Source organism: Arthrobacter sp. TJ-58 (assembly GCF_058269295.1).
In genome coordinates, this window is record NZ_JBZCNM010000001.1 from 1,273,311 (window position 1) to 1,291,241 (window position 17,931).

Consider the following 17,931-nt stretch of genomic DNA (forward strand, 5'->3'; position numbering starts at 1 on the left):
AGGCATGAGTTCTCCCCGCCCCGCCCCGCTTCTCCGCTCCGATGCAGCGCCGGGAATCCCTCCCTGGCAGCGCACCGCAGCCGGCGCCAACCTGCTTGGCCCGGACGGCGCCCTGGGGGTGACCATTTTCGAGGAGATCACGCTCCTGTCCGGCAAGCACAACGCCATCAACCTGGGCCAGGGATTCCCTGACGAGGACGGACCGTCGGTCATCAGCAACGCGGCACGCGAAGCGATCAGCGCCGGAGCCAACCAGTACGCGCCCGGGCAGGGCCTGCCGGTGCTGCGCAACGCCGTCGCCGCCCATCAGGAACGTTTCTACGGCCTGTCCCTGGACCCGGACACCCAGATCATCATCAGCACCGGTGCCACCGAGGCCATCGCTGCTGCGCTGCTCGCGCTCACCGGCCCCGGCGACGAGGTCCTGACCTTCGAGCCGTTCTATGACTCCTACGGCGCCATGATCGGGCTCAGCGGAGCCACGCACACTACGGCGCCGCTGCGAGCTCCGGATTTCCAGCCGGACCTGGCCACCCTTGAAGACTCCTTTTCGGAGCGCACCCGCGTGGTGCTGGTGAACAATCCGCACAACCCCACCGGCGCCGTCTTTCCCGCTGAAACCCTGCAGCGGATCGTGGAGCTCGCCGCCAAGTACAACGCCGTGATTGTTACCGACGAGGTGTACGAGCACCTCACCTTCGGACCGCGGCATGTTCCGGTGGCCACCCTTCCGGGTGCCGCCGCGCGCACGCTGACCATCTCCTCCGCAGGAAAGACCTTCTCCTTCACCGGCTGGAAGATCGGCTGGCTCTCCGGCCCCGCGGAGCTGGTGGCCGCCGTCCGCGCCGTCAAATCCTTCCTCAGCTACAGCTCCGGCACCCCGTTCCAGAGCGCCATTGCCCTGGGGCTGGGCCTGGAGGACGAGTTCTTCACCGGCATCGCCTCCACGCTGCAGGCCAAGCGGGACGTCCTCAGCGAGGGGCTGCGCGCCGCCGGACTGACCGTCTTCGAACCGCAGGGAACGTACTTCGTCAACGCCGACGTCGCGCCCCTGGGCATCACTGACGCCACGGCGCTGGCGCGCCGGCTGCCGGAGCTGGTGGGGGTGGGCGCGATTCCGGTGGCGGTGTTCTGCCACGACGACGGCGCCCGCCGGACCGGCTCGCTGCTGCGCTTTGCCTTCTGCAAGAAAACCGAGGTGCTGCAGGAAGCAGCCAACCGCATTTCCAAGCTGGGACAGGTGCTCTGATGGCCGCGCAGGACAAAACCCCGTCACGGCTGCTGCGCAACATCGGCGCGCACGCCACCATCACCGACGACGGATTCACTCCCGGAGCCCGGGTACTGAGCATCGGCGGTGCCGAGCAGTCGCATGTCAATCTGGCCCACCCCGAGGAAATCTTCTACGAGTACCTGCGCCGGATCGGCAACGTGCTGGATCTGGCCGCCCCCGCCGGGCAGCCGCTGCGGACCCTTCATCTGGGCGCCGGTGCGCTGACCCTCACCCGCTATCTGCAGGCCACCCGGCCGGGGTCCAGGCAGGCGGCCGTGGAGCTGGAGCGGGAGCTGCTGGACTTTGTGCTGGCGCATCTGCCGCTGCCGGAGGGCACCGTGCTGGAAACCGTCATCGGCGACGCCCGCGACGCGCTGTCCCGCTGGGAACCGGGGTCCTTTGACGCCATTGTGCTGGATGTCTTCGCCGGGGCGGACGCACCGGAGCACCTGACCACGCCGGAATTCTATGCGGAGGCGGCAGCGCTGCTCTCCCCCGCCGGGGTTTTGCTGGTGAATGTGGGAGATGATCCCGGGCTCGCCTTTGCCCGCCGGCAGGTCCGCGCCGTACAGGAGGGCATGTCCTCAATCCCCGGGGCGGGGCTGGCCGCGCTGGCCGAGAAATCCATGTTCACCGGACGTTTCCCGGGCAACATTGTGCTGGCTGCCACGGCCTTCCCCTGGCCCGAGGAATGGACAGCGCAGCTGCTTGCCGCAGGTCCGCATCCGGCCGACGTCCTGACCGGTGAGCGGCTGGACGTCTTCGCGTCGGGTTCCTAGGAGGCGCCGTCTGCCTGCGCGTCGTCGTCGGCATTGTCGTCGTCGGCCTGTGCCGGCTCGGCAAACCACAGCGTGGTTTCCCCGTACTTGCGTTCGCTGAAGCGTTCCATTCCAGCCGGCCACGCGGGTTCGGGTGAGCGCGTGGAGCGTTCCAGAACGACGACGGCGCCCTCGGCCAGGTGCGGCGGCAGCGCCCGGAGCACGGAGTTCAGGTCATCCTCGTCCAGATCATAGGGCGGATCCATAAACACCACGTCCCAGGTGACGTCCGCGGGCACGCGCAGCAGGTAGGTGTCGGCCTTGGCTCGGTGGACGCTGACTACGGTGCGGCCGGCGGCGTCATTGATCAGCTTGGCGTTCTGCTTGCAGGTGCCGGCGGCTTTGTCCGCCAGTTCCACCAGGTCCACCGAAACGGCTCCGCGGCTGGCGCTTTCCACGCCCAGGGCGCCGGATCCGGCAAAAAGGTCCAGCACGCGGGCCCCTGCCAGCACGTCGTAGGACTCCAGCCGGGAGAAAAGGGCTTCCTTCACCCGGTCCGTGGTGGGGCGGGTTCCTGTTCCGGGAACACTGGTCAGGGAGGTTCCGCCGGCGGTTCCGGCAATGATGCGGCTCATGCCTTCACTTTATCGGGCTTTGGATCAATGCCCGGACAGCTCAGCCGCGGTCCAGGAACGCTTCCTTTTCAGGGTTCAGGTAATCCTCGATCGCCTCGTTCAGGGCCGGATACCGGCTCAGCTCCGGGTCCTCCTGCACCAGGGCCGTGGCGGCGGCGCGCGCCTTCTCGATCAGCGGCTCGTCCTGAATGGCCCGCAGCATCTTCAGCGTGGAGCGTCCGCCGGACTGCGAGGCGCCCAGGATGTCCCCTTCGCGGCGCAGCTCGAGGTCCCGCCGGGAGAGCTCAAAGCCGTCCGTGGTTGCCGCTACGGCTTCCAGGCGTTCCCGGCTGGGATGCCCGGGGTCCAGCTTCGTGACCAGCAGGCAGGTGCCGGGCAGACCGCCGCGGCCCACCCGGCCGCGCAGCTGGTGCAGCTGGGAAATTCCGAAGCGGTCCGCATCCATGATCACCATGAGCGTGGCGTTGTGCACGTCCACGCCCACCTCAATGACCGTGGTGGACACCAGCAGGTCGATGTCTCCGCGGGTGAACGCGGCCATGGTCTCGGTCTTCTCCACCGGATCCAGCCGCCCGTGCAGCACCCCGATCCGCACTCCTGCGAGCGCGGGCACTTCGGAGAGCTGCTGGTGCATTTCGGTCACGGAGGCCAGGTTCGGTTTTCCGGTCTTTCCCTCCGGAGGCGGCCCGTAGTCGAGCAGGGTCAGGTCGGCGCCCGGTTCCTCGTCCTTGTCCCCGATCTTGGGGCAGACCACGTACACCTGCCGGCCGGCGTCGATCTCCTCGCGGGCACGCTCCCAGATCCGCCGGCCCCAGGCGGGCTTTTCCGCCAGCGGCGCCATGAAGGTGGAGATGGGTGCGCGTCCGGCGGGCAGCTCGGTCAGCGTGGACACGTTGAGGTCTCCGAACACGGTCATGGCCACGGTGCGCGGAATGGGGGTTGCGGTCATGACCAGCAGGTGCGGAGTGCTGCGGCCCTTGGTGCGCAGCACGTCCCGCTGTTCAACTCCGAACCGGTGCTGTTCGTCCACGACGACGAGACCCAGGTCCGCGAACTGCACATGTTCCGAAAGCAGTGCGTGGGTTCCGATGACGATGCCGGCGGCACCGCTTGCGGCATCCAGCAGGGCGGCACGGCGGCCGCCGGTGTCCATGGAGCCGGTCAGCAGCGTAACCCGGGTGGCGTCGTCGTCGCTCCCCAGCCGGCCGCCCTGTCCCAGCGGGCCCAGCGTCTTGGTGATCGATTCATAGTGCTGGGCGGCGAGGACCTCGGTGGGAGCCAGCAGCGCGGCCTGCCCGCCGGCGTCGATCACCTGGAGCATTGCCCGCAGGGCCACCAGGGTTTTCCCCGAACCCACCTCACCCTGCAGCAACCGGTTCATGGGATGCGGCTGCGCCAGGTCATCGGCCAGCTCGCGGCCGACGTCGAACTGGCCGTTGGTGAGCGTGAACGGCAGGGCGGCATCGAATTTATCCAGCAGCCCGCCGGGCCGGGGCGGGCGGGCCGTGGCGTCTTCCTGCGCGGCGGCGCTGCGCCGGCGGGCCAGCGCCGTCTGCAGGACCAGTGCCTCCTGGTAGCGGAACCGGTGGCGGGCCTTGTACGCCTCGCCGATTTCGGCCGGGCGGTGGATTTTCTCGTATGCCTCCACCAGTCCGATGAGGTGTTCCGCGTCCCGGACCGGTTCGGGGATGGGATCGCTGAGCCGCTCGGTCTCCATGGTGTCCAGCAGCAGGTCCACGGCTTTCTTGATGTCCCAGCTGTTGAGCTTTGCGGTGGCGGGATAGACGGGGATGGGGCGCTTGGCCATTTCCTCGTCATCGGCCTCGTCATTGAGCACCACGTAGTTGGGGTTGGTCAGCGTCAGCTGCTTCTTGTAGACGCCCACCTTGCCCGAAAACATGGCCCGGGTGCCTACCGTGAGTTCCTTCTGCGCGTTCCAGCCGTTGAAGAACGTCAGGTGCAGCTGGCCCAGCGCCCCGGAGGCATCATCGGTGACCACCACTTCCAGCAGCGTGCCCTTGCGGGTCTGCATCCGCCGGGCATTGGCGCTCTGGACCCGGGCAATGAGGGTGACGTCCTCATCAAAGGGGATTTCCGCGATGGGCGTCAGCTCTCCGCGTTCGAGGTAGCGGCGCGGGAAGTGGTGCAGCAGGTCGCCCACGGTTTTCAGGCCCAGCTGCTTCTCAAGCTTGGTGGCGGACGGCTTGCCGATCCGCCGTTCGAGCGGGAAATCCAGTTCCGGGGGAACGTTAGACTTCATGGGCCTCGTGGATCCCGCTGTCCTCGATGACTTCCTTGGTTTCGTGACCGTCTGCGGAAAGCTCCGTGATGGTCAAATTGGTGGGCTCGCCAACGGTGCGCAGCAGATCAATGGTGCTGCCGGCGTCGGGAGTGTGCACGTGCACCCGCCAGCGGTAGCCTTCACCCACCGCGTCCACGGCACTCATGATCACCGAGTCACCGAGCTCGTCCAGCTGCAGGCGCAGCGTGGCCGCATCCAGCGGGCTGAGGTTGATGGTGCACATCACCTCCACGCCTTCCATGCGGGGCATTTCACCGTGGATGTGCGGGGCCTGCACGTCGTAGCCGTGCAGGCCGTCCAGCAGCTCTTCCTGCAGTTCCTCACCGAGGGCCGCTGCGCGCAGGGCGTCCAGCACCAGCAGGAAGCCCACTCCCCCGGCATCCACCACCTTGGCCTGGGTCAGGGCGTCCAGCTGCATTTCGGTGTGCACGACGGCGGCGAGGGCCGCGTCCATGACGCCGCGCAGCGCGGCTGCCAGGCCTGCGTTGCTGTCATCGCCCATCTTGGCGGCCTCAGCGTCCATGGCGGCCCCGGCCGCTTCTTCCAGGACCGAGAGCATGGTTCCGGGAACGGGATCGCTCAGGACGGACCAGGAGCGCAGCTGGGCCCGGTGCAGCGCGGATGCGAGAAGGGGCGCCGAGAGGCGGGTGCTGCCCTGCAGCGGCTCAGCCATGGCCGTGAGGAACACGGAAAGCAGAGTGCCCGAATTGCCCTTGGCGTCTTCCATGGCCGCCCGGCCGGCAATTCCCAGCAATTCCCCGATGTCTGTGGTGTCGACGTCGGCCACGGCACGGGAGGCGGCGCAAAGCGTGAGGTAGAGGTTGGTGCCGGTATCTCCGTCTGCCACCGGGAAGATGTTGATCGCATTGAGCCGGTCACTGTGATTGCCCAGAGAGACTTCCGCTTTGCTCAACCATCGCTTCAGCGCCTGTGCGTTCGCGGTGATTTTGGTTTGCAAAGTGATCCCTTTTCCATGCTGGCGCTCCTGCTCCGGACAGGAGGCGTCATTGCCGTCGTGCCGGTTTGGTCAGTAGGAAGCCTACCGCAGGAGCCTCCACAGCACCGATAACAATTTGCACAAATGTGGCAGGGTTGAAGCATGGCCACCAAGCGGTACGCGGACATTCCCGCGGCGAGACACCTGAGGGATCCGTCTCCCGAACCGGAACGAAACGCCCGCCGTATCGCCGAAACTGATGCGGCGCTGCGGCCGCTCTCAACCGGGCGAATGATCCGCCCCGGGGCGGAAAAGGCCTACCGGAAGCAGCGCGCGGTCGCCATGCTGCTGACCACGGTGGTGGGATTATCGGTTCCCACGCTGATAACTGTGCTGATTCTCTTCGGGTGAGCCCCGCGGAGCGGGCCTACTTACTGGAATTACCCTAAAAATTAACTTCCTATTTCCAAAAAGTTCGCTTCGGCTAGACTGATCCGAGATATCGGGCTGTTGTCAAGCTAAGCGGGGAATTCATGCCAGTCGTCATGCCTATTTATGGCACTAGGCCAGAAGCCATCAAAATGGCACCGATTGTGGCTGCCCTGAAGGAATCCGACGCCCTTGACTGCTTCGTGACGGTGACCGGCCAGCACCGCTCCATGCTGGACCAGGTCAACAACCTGTTTGGCATTGAGCCGGACTATGACCTGAACATCTTTGAGCCGGGCCAGTCCCTCAACGGCATCCTGGCCCGAACCATTGACGGGCTGGACAAACTCTTCAACGTCAACCGCCCCGATGCCGTGATTGTCCAGGGTGACACCACAACGTCCACTGCGGCGGCCATGGCCGCGTTTTACCACGGCATACCCGTTGTGCACGTGGAGGCCGGCCTTCGCAGCGGCAATCCTTTCTCGCCTTTCCCGGAGGAAGGCAACCGCAAAATCACCTCGCAGATTGCCTCTTTGCATCTGGCACCCACGGAGAGCAGCCGGCAGAACCTTCTCGCGGAGAACATCAATCCGGCCAACATCGTGGTGACGGGAAACACCGTCATTGATGCACTTCTGGCCACCGTGGAAAAGAATGTCCCCTTTGCCGATCCCGAGCTGGAAAATCTTGCGGCTTCACGCCGAAAGGTCTTACTGGTCACCACCCACCGCCGGGAAAACCAGGGCGAAGGAATGCAGGGTATCGGACGGGCTTTGGCCCGCATCGCCCGGGCAGAGCCGGACCTGACGCTAGTCCTGCCGATCCACAGCAATCCCGTGGTCCGCCGCGCAGTGCTTCCGCACTTGGAGGGTCTGGAAAACGTCCTGATCACCGAACCGCTGGAGTACGGCGAATTCACCCGGCTGCTTTCCCTGGCACATATCGTCCTCACCGATTCCGGCGGGATTCAGGAGGAGGCTCCCAGCCTGGGAGTGCCCGTGCTGGTGATGCGCGAAAACACCGAACGTCCCGAGGCAGTCGCCGCCGGCGTTGTGAAGCTCATCGGCGTCGACGAGGACCGCATTGTCCGCGAAGTGGGCCTCCTGCTGCATGACCGGGAGCATTACAGCTCCATGTCCGGGGCCATGAATCCTTACGGCGACGGGACCGCCGCGGAACGAAGTGTTGCTTCGATTCAGAGAATCTTCGTCTGAATGCAAGCAGCGAGGCGACTGGCCCCGACTCATAAGCGTGAATACTAAACAAACTAAAACCCTAACCGTCAAACCGGTTGGGCAAAGGGGAATAATGATTGGTTGGCAAGCTCCGTTTAGGGCTGCAAGGGAACTCGAGAAACGCCAGCACTGGGTGGCGGCGGTGCGCATTTATAAGTCCCTGCTGACAGCTGGGGAGGAAAACAATGCTCGAGTGAACTTTCAGCTGGGCAATGCATTGTTCAGGCTAAACAACTTGGGGGAAGCTCAGCAGTTCCTCGCTCGAGCAGTGGACCTCGATCCAGAAATAGCGGTCTGGCATTACCGTTTGGCCTTCGTGCTGGAGCGGCAGGGCCGCCATGAGCTTTCAATCGAGCACTATCAGGCAGCCATCAGGTTGGATCCCCAAAGTCCAGCCTGGCACTACAGACTTTTCAGATGTTATTCGGCCCTCGGCGACCAAGAACACGCCATGGCCCATATTCGTCATGCATTGAACGGTGACCCAACGAACCCGCGCTATCACGATCTCGTTGCAGCTGATTTGCGAACCAAGGGCCCGCGCTGGCAGGAAGCACAGGCACTCGAACGCGGGTTGCCGCACCACAAAGAAGACCATGCATGGCACGTGCGAATGGCAGCTAGCTATGCCGCTTTGAGTAGACATCATGCATCAGCCACCAGTTACCGAGCTGCCAACCGTCTCAAGCCCGGCGACGCTAAGTACCTGTTTCTTGAAGGTGAACAGTGGGAACGCGCTGGAGAGACCCAGCACGCTCGCACTGCTTTTAATGCAGCGATCGCCCTGAATCCGGGCACAGACGAGGCCCAGTTTGGTGTGGGCGCTTACTATCAAGGCAAAGGCGATTGGGATCGGGCGTCCAAAGCCTACGAACAGCGCAAACAGACGCATCCCCTGGATGCGGAGCTCTATTTTCGTGCCGGATTGGCACACGATCGGTGCTTCCGTTGGAGTGACGCGGCTGAGAACTATATTTCCGCAGTTGCACTCGACGAGGATCAGCCATACTGGCATTACAAACTAGGTTTTTCATATGAGCGCATGCAGACGTGGAGCCAAGCACTTAGCGCCTATGAATATGCTGCGTCCAGTAAGCCTGGGAACCGCTACTGGTGGTACCGAGCCGGTTACGCATGTGTTCAAATGGGCGATTTTGAGAAAGCATGTGAATACCTCCTGAAGTCGTCGCCGAGCGGATTCCAGACTGTCGCGAGAAATCCGAATAAAAAAGCCAGCCTAAGTCCGTACGAGTCACAAATTGAGCTGCGCAGATTGCAGATCCGTGATTTTGCTAAAAGCTCGGAATTCCACCGGGCAACCGGTGACTCATTCGCGGCAGCACGGGATTGGGAGGCCGCAGCAGACAGTTATGAAAACGCTGTCTTTGCCTCTAACGACCATGATCCGCGGCTCTACTACCTGTGGGGACATGCTCTTGTGCAGCTCCGGCAATTTGAAACTGCTGCCAATACCCTCCTCCAATCCCGCATCTTCATTACACCTGACGGAATCGACGTTCCAAAATATCTCAAAAACAAGTCTCAGAAGCACTCAATGCAATATCTTGAGTTTTATGAGGCGGTTGACATACGGCCCCGTACTATCTTATGGGAAAGTAATCACGGAGCATCAGTCAGTTGCCACCCTCTTGCCATATTCCGCCATCTGGTCGATCTTCCTGAATTTCGGGATTACCGCCATGTGTGGGCCGTTAACGACCCGTCAGTTGTACCGGAAGACGTTCGGCGTCGGAACAACGTATTCTTTGCCACTCCTCATTCCGATCTTTATTTGAGGGTACTCGCGACCGCTTCACACTTGGTCAACAACGTATCCTTCCCTCCATACTTCATGCGGAGAGAGGGCCAGCGGTATTTGAACACATGGCATGGCACACCATACAAAACGCTGGGCAAAGACATGCGGGGCGACGCGATGGAGCACAGCAACCTCGCCCGCAACTTTCTACACAGCACGCATATCATGTCACCCAACGATCACACGTCATGGGCAATTATTGAACGGCACGACATCTCAGGCCTGTTCAAAGGAAAAATTCGTGTAACAGGCTCGCCACGGCTGGACAGAATGATTAGTTCAGGAGATAGTCTCAGAAGCGAAATACGGCGCCGGCTGGATATCGGCGACGAACGACCCATTGTCCTCTATGCTCCCACCTGGAGAGGCTCCACGACGGACCGTGTACTGGACAGTGACGCCATTCAAGCCGATCTGCAGGAAATGACCGGCACCGGCCACCATTTGATATTCCGAGCACACCGCCTAACTGAAAAACTCCTCGCTGGCCTCGACCTGCGCGTAACGATAGTTCCGGCGGACATCGATACGAGCGACCTTCTAGCTGCCGTTGATGTTCTGGTCACTGACTACTCGAGTATTGCTTTCGACTTCATGCCAACCAAACGGCCCATCGTCTATTACACGTATGACTTCGAAGAGTACAGCGAGCAACGCGGGCTGTACTTGGATACAACGGAGATGCCCGGTGACTTCTGCAGCAACCGAAGTGAACTCGGCTCAATCCTGAGCACTGCAGTGTCGGGGACCTCGGCGGCCCGTGATGTCGAATATGAAGTCGCAGCTGAGAGGTTTGCTCCGCTAGAAGATGGCCTCGCTGCCGCAAGGGTTACTGACTTCTTCTTCCATGAAGCAGACGACGAAGATACATCCAACGAGAAGCCGGTCACCCTTTTTCACCACAGTTTGATTCCTAACGGCATTGCCACATCATTCCGCAACCTGGCCCGAAGCATACCCGACAGTGATATGCGAAAAGTCTTGGTAGTCGAGCCTCATGTACTCAATAACGATCAAGGCAGGTTGTCCCAGCTGGACCTTCTGCCTACAGATGTTCAGCTTATCGGCCGCGTGGGACAGCAGTCACTACGCGCTGAGGAGCGCTGGTTGCGGGATAAATTTACGCAGCAGCATTGTCTGAACTCACCGGAGCAGTGGAAAATATATATGGGCGCGATGACCCGCGAGTTTTACCGCATATTTGGTCCCGCTCATTTCGAGGCACTCGTCGAGTTCGACGGGTATTCTCCGTTCTGGACGTCATTGATGGCTGCGGGCGGGGACGAGCACACTACTAGGTCTGTTTATCTGCACAATGACATGCTCAATGAATGGAAAATGAAATTCGCCAACCTTGAGGCCGTCTTCCGCCTCTACCCGCACTTCGATAGCTTGGTATCGGTATCAGAATCGCTAGGAAAGAAGAACGCGCTGGGCATTGGATCTGAATTCAATATCAAGACGGATTCGTTCACCTACAGTAACAACCAGATTGATGTGAAGACCGTCCTCGAAAAATCAGGTGCACCATTGGATGCAGACATTCAGGAGTGGTTTTCACACGCTGAGCAAAATATTCTAGCTATTGGACGCTTATCCCCCGAAAAGGACCATGCAAAACTGATTAGCGCGTTTATCACATATCACGCATCTGATTCTGACAGCAATCTTGTGATAATCGGTGATGGCCCGCTAAGGAATGATCTTGAGCAACAGATTAAGAGCGCAGGGGCTGAGGAATTCATCATGTTGGCTGGCCAGCGCTTGAATCCTTATCCTGCACTTTCCCAAGCGTCCGCGTTCGTACTTAGCTCCCTGCATGAGGGGCAGCCAATGGTGCTGTTCGAAGCGATGATTTTGGGCCGCCCCATTATCTGCACTGATATGCCCGGCCCAAGAGATGTTCTGCAGAATCGCTATGGCCTCATCGTCGATAACTCTGAGGAGGGTTTACTTTTCGGACTCAACGCCCTAAAAGAGGGTTCAGTCCCAAGAGGCTTATTCGACGCCAGAACATACGTTGATGAAGCAAGATCTCAATTCATGGACACCGCATTCGGCCGAACACTGCCGGCGGCTGTGAATGTCTGAATAATTTAGTGTGTGAAGCCGCACCTATTCGGCGGCTTCACACACTCCCGGAGCGACGCTCGGCGGTGGTCAGACCAGACTCAGTACGGGAACCCCAGGAGTTTCATAGTCCCGAAGACATATAGCCAGGCTCAAGAATTCCCTGCACCAGATCGAGACCTAAGATAAACTGCTTTCACGGGCCGGCGATTGCACCCGCAGCGATTCCAAGTGCTGTTCCCAGTTGGTACGCTCGGCCCAAAGACCATCAATCGTCTGTTCGTACATCTTTACCAGCTGGACCATAACAGATCCATTCTGTATCAAATGAGCATAACGGATCGGAAAAGTAGGACTAAACAGCTTTTCGCCACCGCGACGATCGACAAGCTTGTTACCATACAGGTTTTTTATGAGAAGTTCCTCGGTAATGTCAGCATTTTCCTTGAGGATCAAACGATATTGCGTACGCCAATGGCCACCGATAGCCTGCTTTGCCTCATTCGCCCCAGGTTGCCGCAACTGTAATGCAAGCCATCCGAGCAGGCTTTTGCTGAGGTACTGGTTTATGGACCTGATCGGAAAATGCAGCATTCGGGCAAAATCTTCCGGTTGCTCCTCAGAGACGACCGCATTACCCCTTGCCGCATCACGCACATAATGATTCCCGTTTCCTATATTGAATTGCCCACAACCAGTGTCATCATGAAAGATCATAGACTTCGGGGTTAGTTGCACGGTATCGAGCGTCGTCATTGATTCAAAGATTGAGCGCGGTACACCGGGAGTGGGGTCCCCCGTGTAAAGATAATTTATTCGAGGGATGTAAAACGCGCGTGCAGGACCAAATGAGCTATGCACAGATTCCATCACTTGTTTGTCGAGTTCCAGAAACTCATCTGCATCGAGAAAGAAAGCAAAGTCGAATTTGTCCTTCTCCGCATATTTTCGGTACATGGTTGTCATTTTCACGTTTTGCAGAAGTGCTTGCTCAGCATCAACCGTCACGGTGAGGGGAAGACCCTCAGCTACAAGAGCTTGAAGAATGCTGCTCGTTCCATCCGTAGAAAGGTTGTCGGCAATGTACAAATGGTCCACCATGCTTAGCGTGTGCCGCACAAAGGACTCAATAATGTCCTCCTCATTTTTGACCATTGTGAAACATACCGAACGCATTGACAGCCTCCACCCAGATAGGAATTCTTTGCAGATATCTCTTCGCGCCGCGATATTTAAGCAGGTCTACGATGACCCGACCGAATACTCACAGCATCTCTTTACCGCCTCGTAATTGGCAGCCAAGCAATACGACCCTCTTCCGCGGGCCATAACTTGAGACAACCACCTCTTACTCCTCGGACAATACTTGAATTGGTCGTTGGTTCCAAGACCCCCGCGCTTCCCAATTGGCGTGTTTTTCTGGCTTACTCTCCACAGGCGCGTCCTTCAAAAACAAAACCGGCTCGCACCATTGTTTGGCCGCAGCGCACAGGGAAGGTGCTCGTTCTGAACTTCCGCTGCCCAAATCGTGATGGCACAGCTGCTCAAATTCCCCATGACGGGGTACCCAGGCGGGCAACATTCTCGGAGCTCAGATGTTTCTATGGCAACTCGGCGGACTAGCTCTTCGACTCATGGAACTTCCATGCACTCTCCCAAAAAGGAACATTCTGCCGTCGTGCCAGCCTGCTCCTACCAAAAATTTTGTCGTGTTCGGTTCTCCTTTTGTTCATTCCCGGGTAATGTACGTATTGGGGAATACGTTGGTAACTTGTCTGCTAGATGGGGTAGCCAGACTGCGTTTTTAGCAGAGCGTTTTCCTAGGAAGCTCTACTGACGGATAGGACACCATAATGACCGTGCAAGCCGTAATTCTCGCTGCAGGGATGGGTACCAGGCTTGCCCGGCCGCATCCCAAGTCGCTGACTCAACTAGACGATGGTCGGACCATCATGACTCAGCAGGTTGACAACCTTGTTGCTACCTTCGGTGAAGAACTTCGCCTGACGATCGTTGTTGGCTACAAGCTCGAACAGATCATGGAGCATGTTCCTGATGCTTCATTTGTCTACAACGAGGCATTCGACCAGACGAATACCTCGAGAAGCCTCCTGAAGGCGCTACGGAACTCTGCCCAAGGTGGTGTTCTTTGGATGAATGGAGACGTCGTCTTCGATCCGAGGATATTCGACAAGCTAGAAGAGCTAATCCGTTCGGACGTCTCTTTTGTTGCAGTTGACACCTCCGCTGTCTCCGATGAAGAAATAAAATACACAGTCGATGACCAAGGATTTATTGACGAACTCTCCAAAACCGTACGAAGCGGCCTCGGTGAAGCCGTCGGAATAAATTTTGTTTCATCTGCAGACAAGGAGAAGCTAATCTGTCGGCTGTCCGAAGTAGATGACCAGGACTATTTCGAGCGGGGCATGGTCCTCACCATCCAGCAGGACGCAGTGCAGTATCTTCCCGTAGATATCGGTAACTATTATGCGGTGGAAGTGGATTTTGCTGAAGACCTAGTTCGCGCGAATGCTGAACTGTCATCGGTTTCAAGTTTCTAGAGGGCATCAGCCCTTTGCGTGCCGCTGACCGATTACTTAACAACCGCTTAGCAGTTGGTCTCCCAACATCAGCCATATCGAAGACCCTGCAAAACCTGCTTCTCGCCCGCTTTGTCCCCTGTGTCACACATTAGACTTACCTTTCTTCGCCTCGACTGAGGATGAATTGGCATGTTAGTATCAGCAAAATGTCAGGCTTCTGAAATGCTGGGGTGGAGATGTCGGTAACAGTCAAGGGCGCGGAAATAAGGGATTATTCTGACGCTAACGGTAATGCCATTGTCGGAGTTCCTGCTGCTAGGCCGAATGCAAGCATCGAGTTTAAGGGCAAGAACTGTCGCGTAGATTTCGGAGACCGAGTTGTTCTACAGGGGAACATAGTATTCCATGCGGATAATTCTTCGGTACGAATGGACAAATGGGCTTGGTTTGACGGCCGCATAACACTTGGGCGCGGATGCGCAGTGACCATGGGTGAGAAATTCTACAGCGGTTGGGGCTGCCAGATGACTGCAGCGGAAGGAGCAAACATCACCTTTGGGGACGACGTCCTCATAGCCAATGCGAGCCGGATCCGCGCCGATGACTCGCACCCCATATACGACGGCGTGACAGGTGAACGCATCAACCATTCCCGCTCAATCTTGGTCGAAGACCATGTTTGGATTGGGCAGGAAGTTTTCGTTATGCCCGGGGCCCTCATTAGGACGGGCAGTGTCGTCGGAGCCCGCAGCGTCGTGACTAAGGCCAGACCAGTCCCGCCGCACTGCATCGCGGTGGGTTCTCCCGCTGTAGTAGTGCGAGAGAACATTAATTGGGTCCGGAAACACCTGCAGTATCACGAGATTCCAGAGTCAGTTCCACCAATATTTGCAGATCCCGAAGTGCTGAGTAGTTCAGTCACGGATTGATAATATCCTTCGGGACCACCTTGAAAGCTTTCAGGATGACCCCTGCGATGACGGTGGTTCAGAGTCCAGCGGCGCTTCGGAAGTGGAACTCTTCTGTCGTAGAGTAGCTTCGACCACTCGGATAGCTGCGAATCCGTTATCGGTCGATGCGTAGCGATGGGCGAATTCCTTGTAGCGGAGAGAACGTTGTTCATCTGCCGCTTCCTCAAGCAGGATCGCTTCCACCAGTTCCTCGCTGCTGCGGGCTACTGGCCCGGGAGCCTGAGCCTCAAAATCAAAGTAGAAACCCCGTTCGGTATCCCGGTAACGCTCCAGATCCGGAGTCAGGAAGTACATGGGTTTGCCGGTTACACAGAAATCAAACATTGCCGACGAATAGTCGGTGACCAAAAGGTCCGCAGCCAAATAGAGGTCGTTGACCTCCGGATAGGCAGTGACGTCCTGGTAAAGGCGCTGGCCCGTAGTCTGCCGGCGGCCCGCGATCTTGTGATGCCCCCGGTAGAGCAGCACATAGTCAGGGCTCAACCGTGTCGCCGCAAGTTGAAAATCCAGGTACGGATTTGCGGCGGATGCGCCGTCCCTCCACGTGGGCATGTAGAGAAGCGCCTTTTGGCCCGCGGCGATTCCCAGCCGGTGTCGGGCCTCCTCCCGGCGCAGGGGTGCTGATTCATCGGCCAGAGCATCGTTGCGCGGATACCCGAGAACGGCGGGACGGCCGCGGTAGCCGAAAGCAGCCGCCAGAGTGTCTGCGGCGAAGTCATTCTGTGCGAGGAGCATGTCCCATGCGGATGATTCACGGCGGATCAGGGCGCGGTAGGAGGCGGTGCTTCCGGACACAGGCGTGTCCATGCCGATGCGCTTGAGCGGTGTTCCGTGCCAGGTCTGGAGATAGAACTGCCCCGGGCGCTTGCGGAAGTAGTGGGGAAAGTTGTTGTTGTTGACCAGATAGCCGGCCGTGGCCAGCAGGCGGAACCATTCCCGGCTTTCCCGCAGCACGGGTGTGCAGTCCGGCGGGACCGGTACGGAGTAGTCCGCGACGGTCCAGTACCGGCGCAGGTCAGGCCTCCGTGTACCCAGGACATCACTAATGGCACGGCCGCTGTCCGAGCAGGACTTGCCGTCGAAGGTCTCGAAAAGCACGGCCTGCTGGTCCACCGCTTCCCGGTAACCGGAATACTCGGAGACCAGATTGCTGCGGCTTAGTGCCGTGCGTTCAACGAGTGTTCGCGGGGCCGAAACCCGAAGCACCAAATCCTCATCGTTGCCTTCCCCCACCAGTTCCAGCGATGCCGATCCCCGCTGGGCCGCGAGCGGCAGCTGGGTAAGCAACTGTCCCAGCGCCTGCACTCTGACGGTTCGGGCGGGTCCGGGGCCATCGGACAGTACGGAGAGCACCCGGTAGTGGCCGGCTTCCAGCGCGCGGCCTTGCTGTCCCCACTTGTTCTGGACGAGGGGAAGCTCAGTCCGGAAACGATGAGTGTCGTCCAGCCACATAGTGGACAGCGCATGCACTTCATTGCGGGCCGTTCTGAGCAGCATTTGGGGAAGACCAGGGTCCGGTTGTCCCACCGGGCGCATCGTCCGCCCCTGCAGGACCAGCGCACTCCCGTCCAAGCTTATCTCTGCACTGTCCAACGTCACACGCGCCGGGCGAACCACCATCTGCAGGTAACCGAACCCGCTGCACTCTGCCCGCAGCGCAGCCGAGGGGTTCGAGGATACAGCCAGCTCTTGGCCGGAACCGGCCCAGCCCACCGGTTCGGTCCGCCCGTTGGGCAGCACTGCGGTGACGGTCCAGCGTTTGTCTTTTCCGGCCCCGGAAAATCCCGGGACAGCGGCCATATCAACGGTAAAGGTCCCGTCCGGCTGCACCGGCTCAAACTCTGTGGGCTGCTCCCCCGGCACATCAAGCAACAGTCCTTCCGGCGTCGTGCCGCCGGCACCGCCGAAGCCCACCGTGACCACGCTTCCGGCCACCTCTACGGAGGCGGTCCGGCAGGAGTATCGAACCGTTCTCAGCCTCAGGCCATCGGTGCGGTCCATCAGCCCGACGACGCGGGTGCGCTCGTCGGCCAGCGGACCCACCGGAAGCCGCCGCGGAACCGTGTCGGCATCCCTGCTGCGGATCGTGTCCGTCACGGCAATTCCACCAAAACGCAGTGTCACTTGGAGCGCCCACTGTGCGGCGGCTCCGGTTTCCGGTTTCAGGTCCACCAATAGGCGCGGATCCACGGTTGCGGTGAAGGCTGCCCCCGCGTAGGACATCCAGCGGTCAGCTGCGGCGAGGTCAATCCGTGGATCCTGTCCCCTGAACACGGCGAGCGCCGCCACGGTGCTTGAGTCGCCGCGCCGCAGCCCGACTTCCAAACTGCAGTCAGCAGGGTCGATACCGGGGAGATATGCCCATCCGCCGAGGTGAAGGGTCCCTTCCGGGGTCCATGCGAAACGGGTCAGTCGGGCCGCCAGGGGCAGGTCCGCCTCAGCCAGACCGAGCAGGTCAGGGTCAACAGGTTCGCTGAGCACCTGCAGGTACGACGGCGCGGCCGTAAGATCGCTGATGCCCTGCACCGGGTGCCCCGGAGACAGGGGATAGTTGCGGCCATTGTCCTGGAGATCTGTAAGGACGTTCAGAACATCGCCGCGGCGGCCGTGTGCCGTCAGCCAAAGCAGCACCCGCTGATGGACACCCTGAAATGTCTGCAGGGCCTGCTTGCCTCTCGGATTCTCCAGCACGGCCTGCGCAAACTCCTGCAGCACCTCAAACCGGTCCGGTCCGCTGTGCTGCACGTATTCCACGTGTGCTGCCACATCGGTGAGGCGCTGTGCGTACCAGCGCAGCGCCTCAGTCTCCGGAGCTTGTGAATGCACGACGGCGGCAGCGGCGGTCACCTCACGCAGCCACCCGTGCAGCTCGGCCAGACCGGCTTCGGGAGCAGGCGACGGTGCCGTGGGCGGGGCGGCCCATTCTGGCACTGCCGTTTGCACCGGGGCCGCT

Annotated in this window: 11 protein-coding genes; 6 read left to right on the plus strand and 5 right to left on the minus strand. The window is 59.9% G+C overall.

Going from position 1 to position 17,931, the window contains the following annotated elements:
* Positions 1 to 4: 4 nt before the first annotated feature.
* Both AC4D2W_RS05920 and AC4D2W_RS05925 read left to right on the plus strand, forming a co-directional pair.
* Entirely contained in the window at positions 5 to 1,249 is a 1,245-nt protein-coding gene (locus tag AC4D2W_RS05920) for an aminotransferase class I/II-fold pyridoxal phosphate-dependent enzyme (protein WP_490925945.1), read from the plus strand.
* Complete coding sequence (locus AC4D2W_RS05925) at positions 1,249 to 2,052, plus strand: spermidine synthase (RefSeq protein WP_490925946.1); 804 nt, start codon at positions 1,249 to 1,251, stop codon at positions 2,050 to 2,052. The genes AC4D2W_RS05920 and AC4D2W_RS05925 overlap by 1 nt, the downstream gene beginning before the upstream one ends.
* On the opposite strand, the gene rsmD is transcribed toward AC4D2W_RS05925, so the two are convergent.
* From rsmD to AC4D2W_RS05940, 3 genes are read right to left on the minus strand one after another with little or no spacing between them, the layout of a single operon-like run.
* Positions 2,049 to 2,666, minus strand: coding sequence for a 16S rRNA (guanine(966)-N(2))-methyltransferase RsmD (gene rsmD, locus AC4D2W_RS05930; protein ID WP_490925947.1), 618 nt, complete (start codon positions 2,664 to 2,666; stop codon positions 2,049 to 2,051). The genes AC4D2W_RS05925 and rsmD overlap by 4 nt on opposite strands.
* Positions 2,667 to 2,706: 40 nt before the next feature.
* Positions 2,707 to 4,926 carry an ATP-dependent DNA helicase RecG gene (locus AC4D2W_RS05935; protein WP_490925948.1) on the minus strand — a complete coding sequence of 740 codons (2,220 nt, stop codon included), beginning with the start codon at positions 4,924 to 4,926 and terminating at the stop codon, positions 2,707 to 2,709.
* Positions 4,916 to 5,881: a DAK2 domain-containing protein gene (locus tag AC4D2W_RS05940; protein WP_490925950.1), complete on the minus strand. Its 966-nt coding sequence runs from the start codon at positions 5,879 to 5,881 to the stop codon at positions 4,916 to 4,918. Before AC4D2W_RS05940 ends, AC4D2W_RS05935 begins: the two co-directional genes overlap by 11 nt.
* Positions 5,882 to 6,067: 186 nt before the next feature.
* On the opposite strand from AC4D2W_RS05940, the gene AC4D2W_RS05945 reads away from it, so the two are divergent.
* The 3 genes from AC4D2W_RS05945 (at position 6,068) to AC4D2W_RS05955 (ending at position 11,482) form a co-directional block, all read left to right on the plus strand.
* Positions 6,068 to 6,316, plus strand: a complete 249-nt coding sequence (locus tag AC4D2W_RS05945) for a hypothetical protein (protein ID WP_490925951.1) — start codon at positions 6,068 to 6,070, stop codon at positions 6,314 to 6,316.
* A gap of 122 nt (positions 6,317 to 6,438) precedes the next feature.
* On the plus strand, positions 6,439 to 7,551 hold the full coding sequence (wecB, locus tag AC4D2W_RS05950) for a non-hydrolyzing UDP-N-acetylglucosamine 2-epimerase (RefSeq protein ID WP_490925952.1): 1,113 nt from the start codon (positions 6,439 to 6,441) through the stop codon (positions 7,549 to 7,551).
* Positions 7,552 to 7,588: 37 nt separating this feature from the next.
* Positions 7,589 to 11,482 carry a CDP-glycerol glycerophosphotransferase family protein gene (locus AC4D2W_RS05955; RefSeq protein ID WP_490925953.1) on the plus strand — a complete coding sequence of 1,298 codons (3,894 nt, stop codon included), beginning with the start codon at positions 7,589 to 7,591 and terminating at the stop codon, positions 11,480 to 11,482.
* A 159-nt stretch (positions 11,483 to 11,641) separates the two neighbouring features.
* On the opposite strand, the gene AC4D2W_RS05960 is transcribed toward AC4D2W_RS05955, so the two are convergent.
* The gene (locus AC4D2W_RS05960) at positions 11,642 to 12,616 is read right to left on the minus strand and encodes a glycosyltransferase family 2 protein (protein ID WP_490925954.1); all 975 of its coding nucleotides are present in this window, start codon (positions 12,614 to 12,616) and stop codon (positions 11,642 to 11,644) included.
* A gap of 698 nt (positions 12,617 to 13,314) precedes the next feature.
* On the opposite strand from AC4D2W_RS05960, the gene AC4D2W_RS05965 reads away from it, so the two are divergent.
* Positions 13,315 to 14,025, plus strand: coding sequence for a phosphocholine cytidylyltransferase family protein (locus AC4D2W_RS05965; protein WP_490925955.1), 711 nt, complete (start codon positions 13,315 to 13,317; stop codon positions 14,023 to 14,025).
* Positions 14,026 to 14,966: 941 nt separating this feature from the next.
* Here AC4D2W_RS05965 and AC4D2W_RS05970 read toward each other — a convergent pair.
* A complete protein-coding gene (locus tag AC4D2W_RS05970; RefSeq protein ID WP_490925956.1) occupies positions 14,967 to 17,909 on the minus strand; it encodes a CDP-glycerol glycerophosphotransferase family protein in 2,943 nt (980 codons plus the stop codon).
* Positions 17,910 to 17,931: the final 22 nt, after the last annotated feature.

Excerpts from the sequence above, each read along its gene's own strand:
- AC4D2W_RS05920 (WP_490925945.1), top strand. The coding sequence starts at position 5 with ATGAGTTCTCCCCGCCCCGCCCCGCTTCTCCGCTCCGATGCAGCGCCG.
- AC4D2W_RS05925 (WP_490925946.1), top strand. The coding sequence starts at position 1,249 with ATGGCCGCGCAGGACAAAACCCCGTCACGGCTGCTGCGCAACATCGGC.
- rsmD (WP_490925947.1), bottom strand. The coding sequence starts at position 2,666 with ATGAGCCGCATCATTGCCGGAACCGCCGGCGGAACCTCCCTGACCAGT.
- AC4D2W_RS05935 (WP_490925948.1), bottom strand. The coding sequence starts at position 4,926 with ATGAAGTCTAACGTTCCCCCGGAACTGGATTTCCCGCTCGAACGGCGG.
- AC4D2W_RS05945 (WP_490925951.1), top strand. The coding sequence starts at position 6,068 with ATGGCCACCAAGCGGTACGCGGACATTCCCGCGGCGAGACACCTGAGG.
- wecB (WP_490925952.1), top strand. The coding sequence starts at position 6,439 with ATGCCAGTCGTCATGCCTATTTATGGCACTAGGCCAGAAGCCATCAAA.
- AC4D2W_RS05960 (WP_490925954.1), bottom strand. The coding sequence starts at position 12,616 with ATGGTCAAAAATGAGGAGGACATTATTGAGTCCTTTGTGCGGCACACG.
- AC4D2W_RS05965 (WP_490925955.1), top strand. The coding sequence starts at position 13,315 with ATGACCGTGCAAGCCGTAATTCTCGCTGCAGGGATGGGTACCAGGCTT.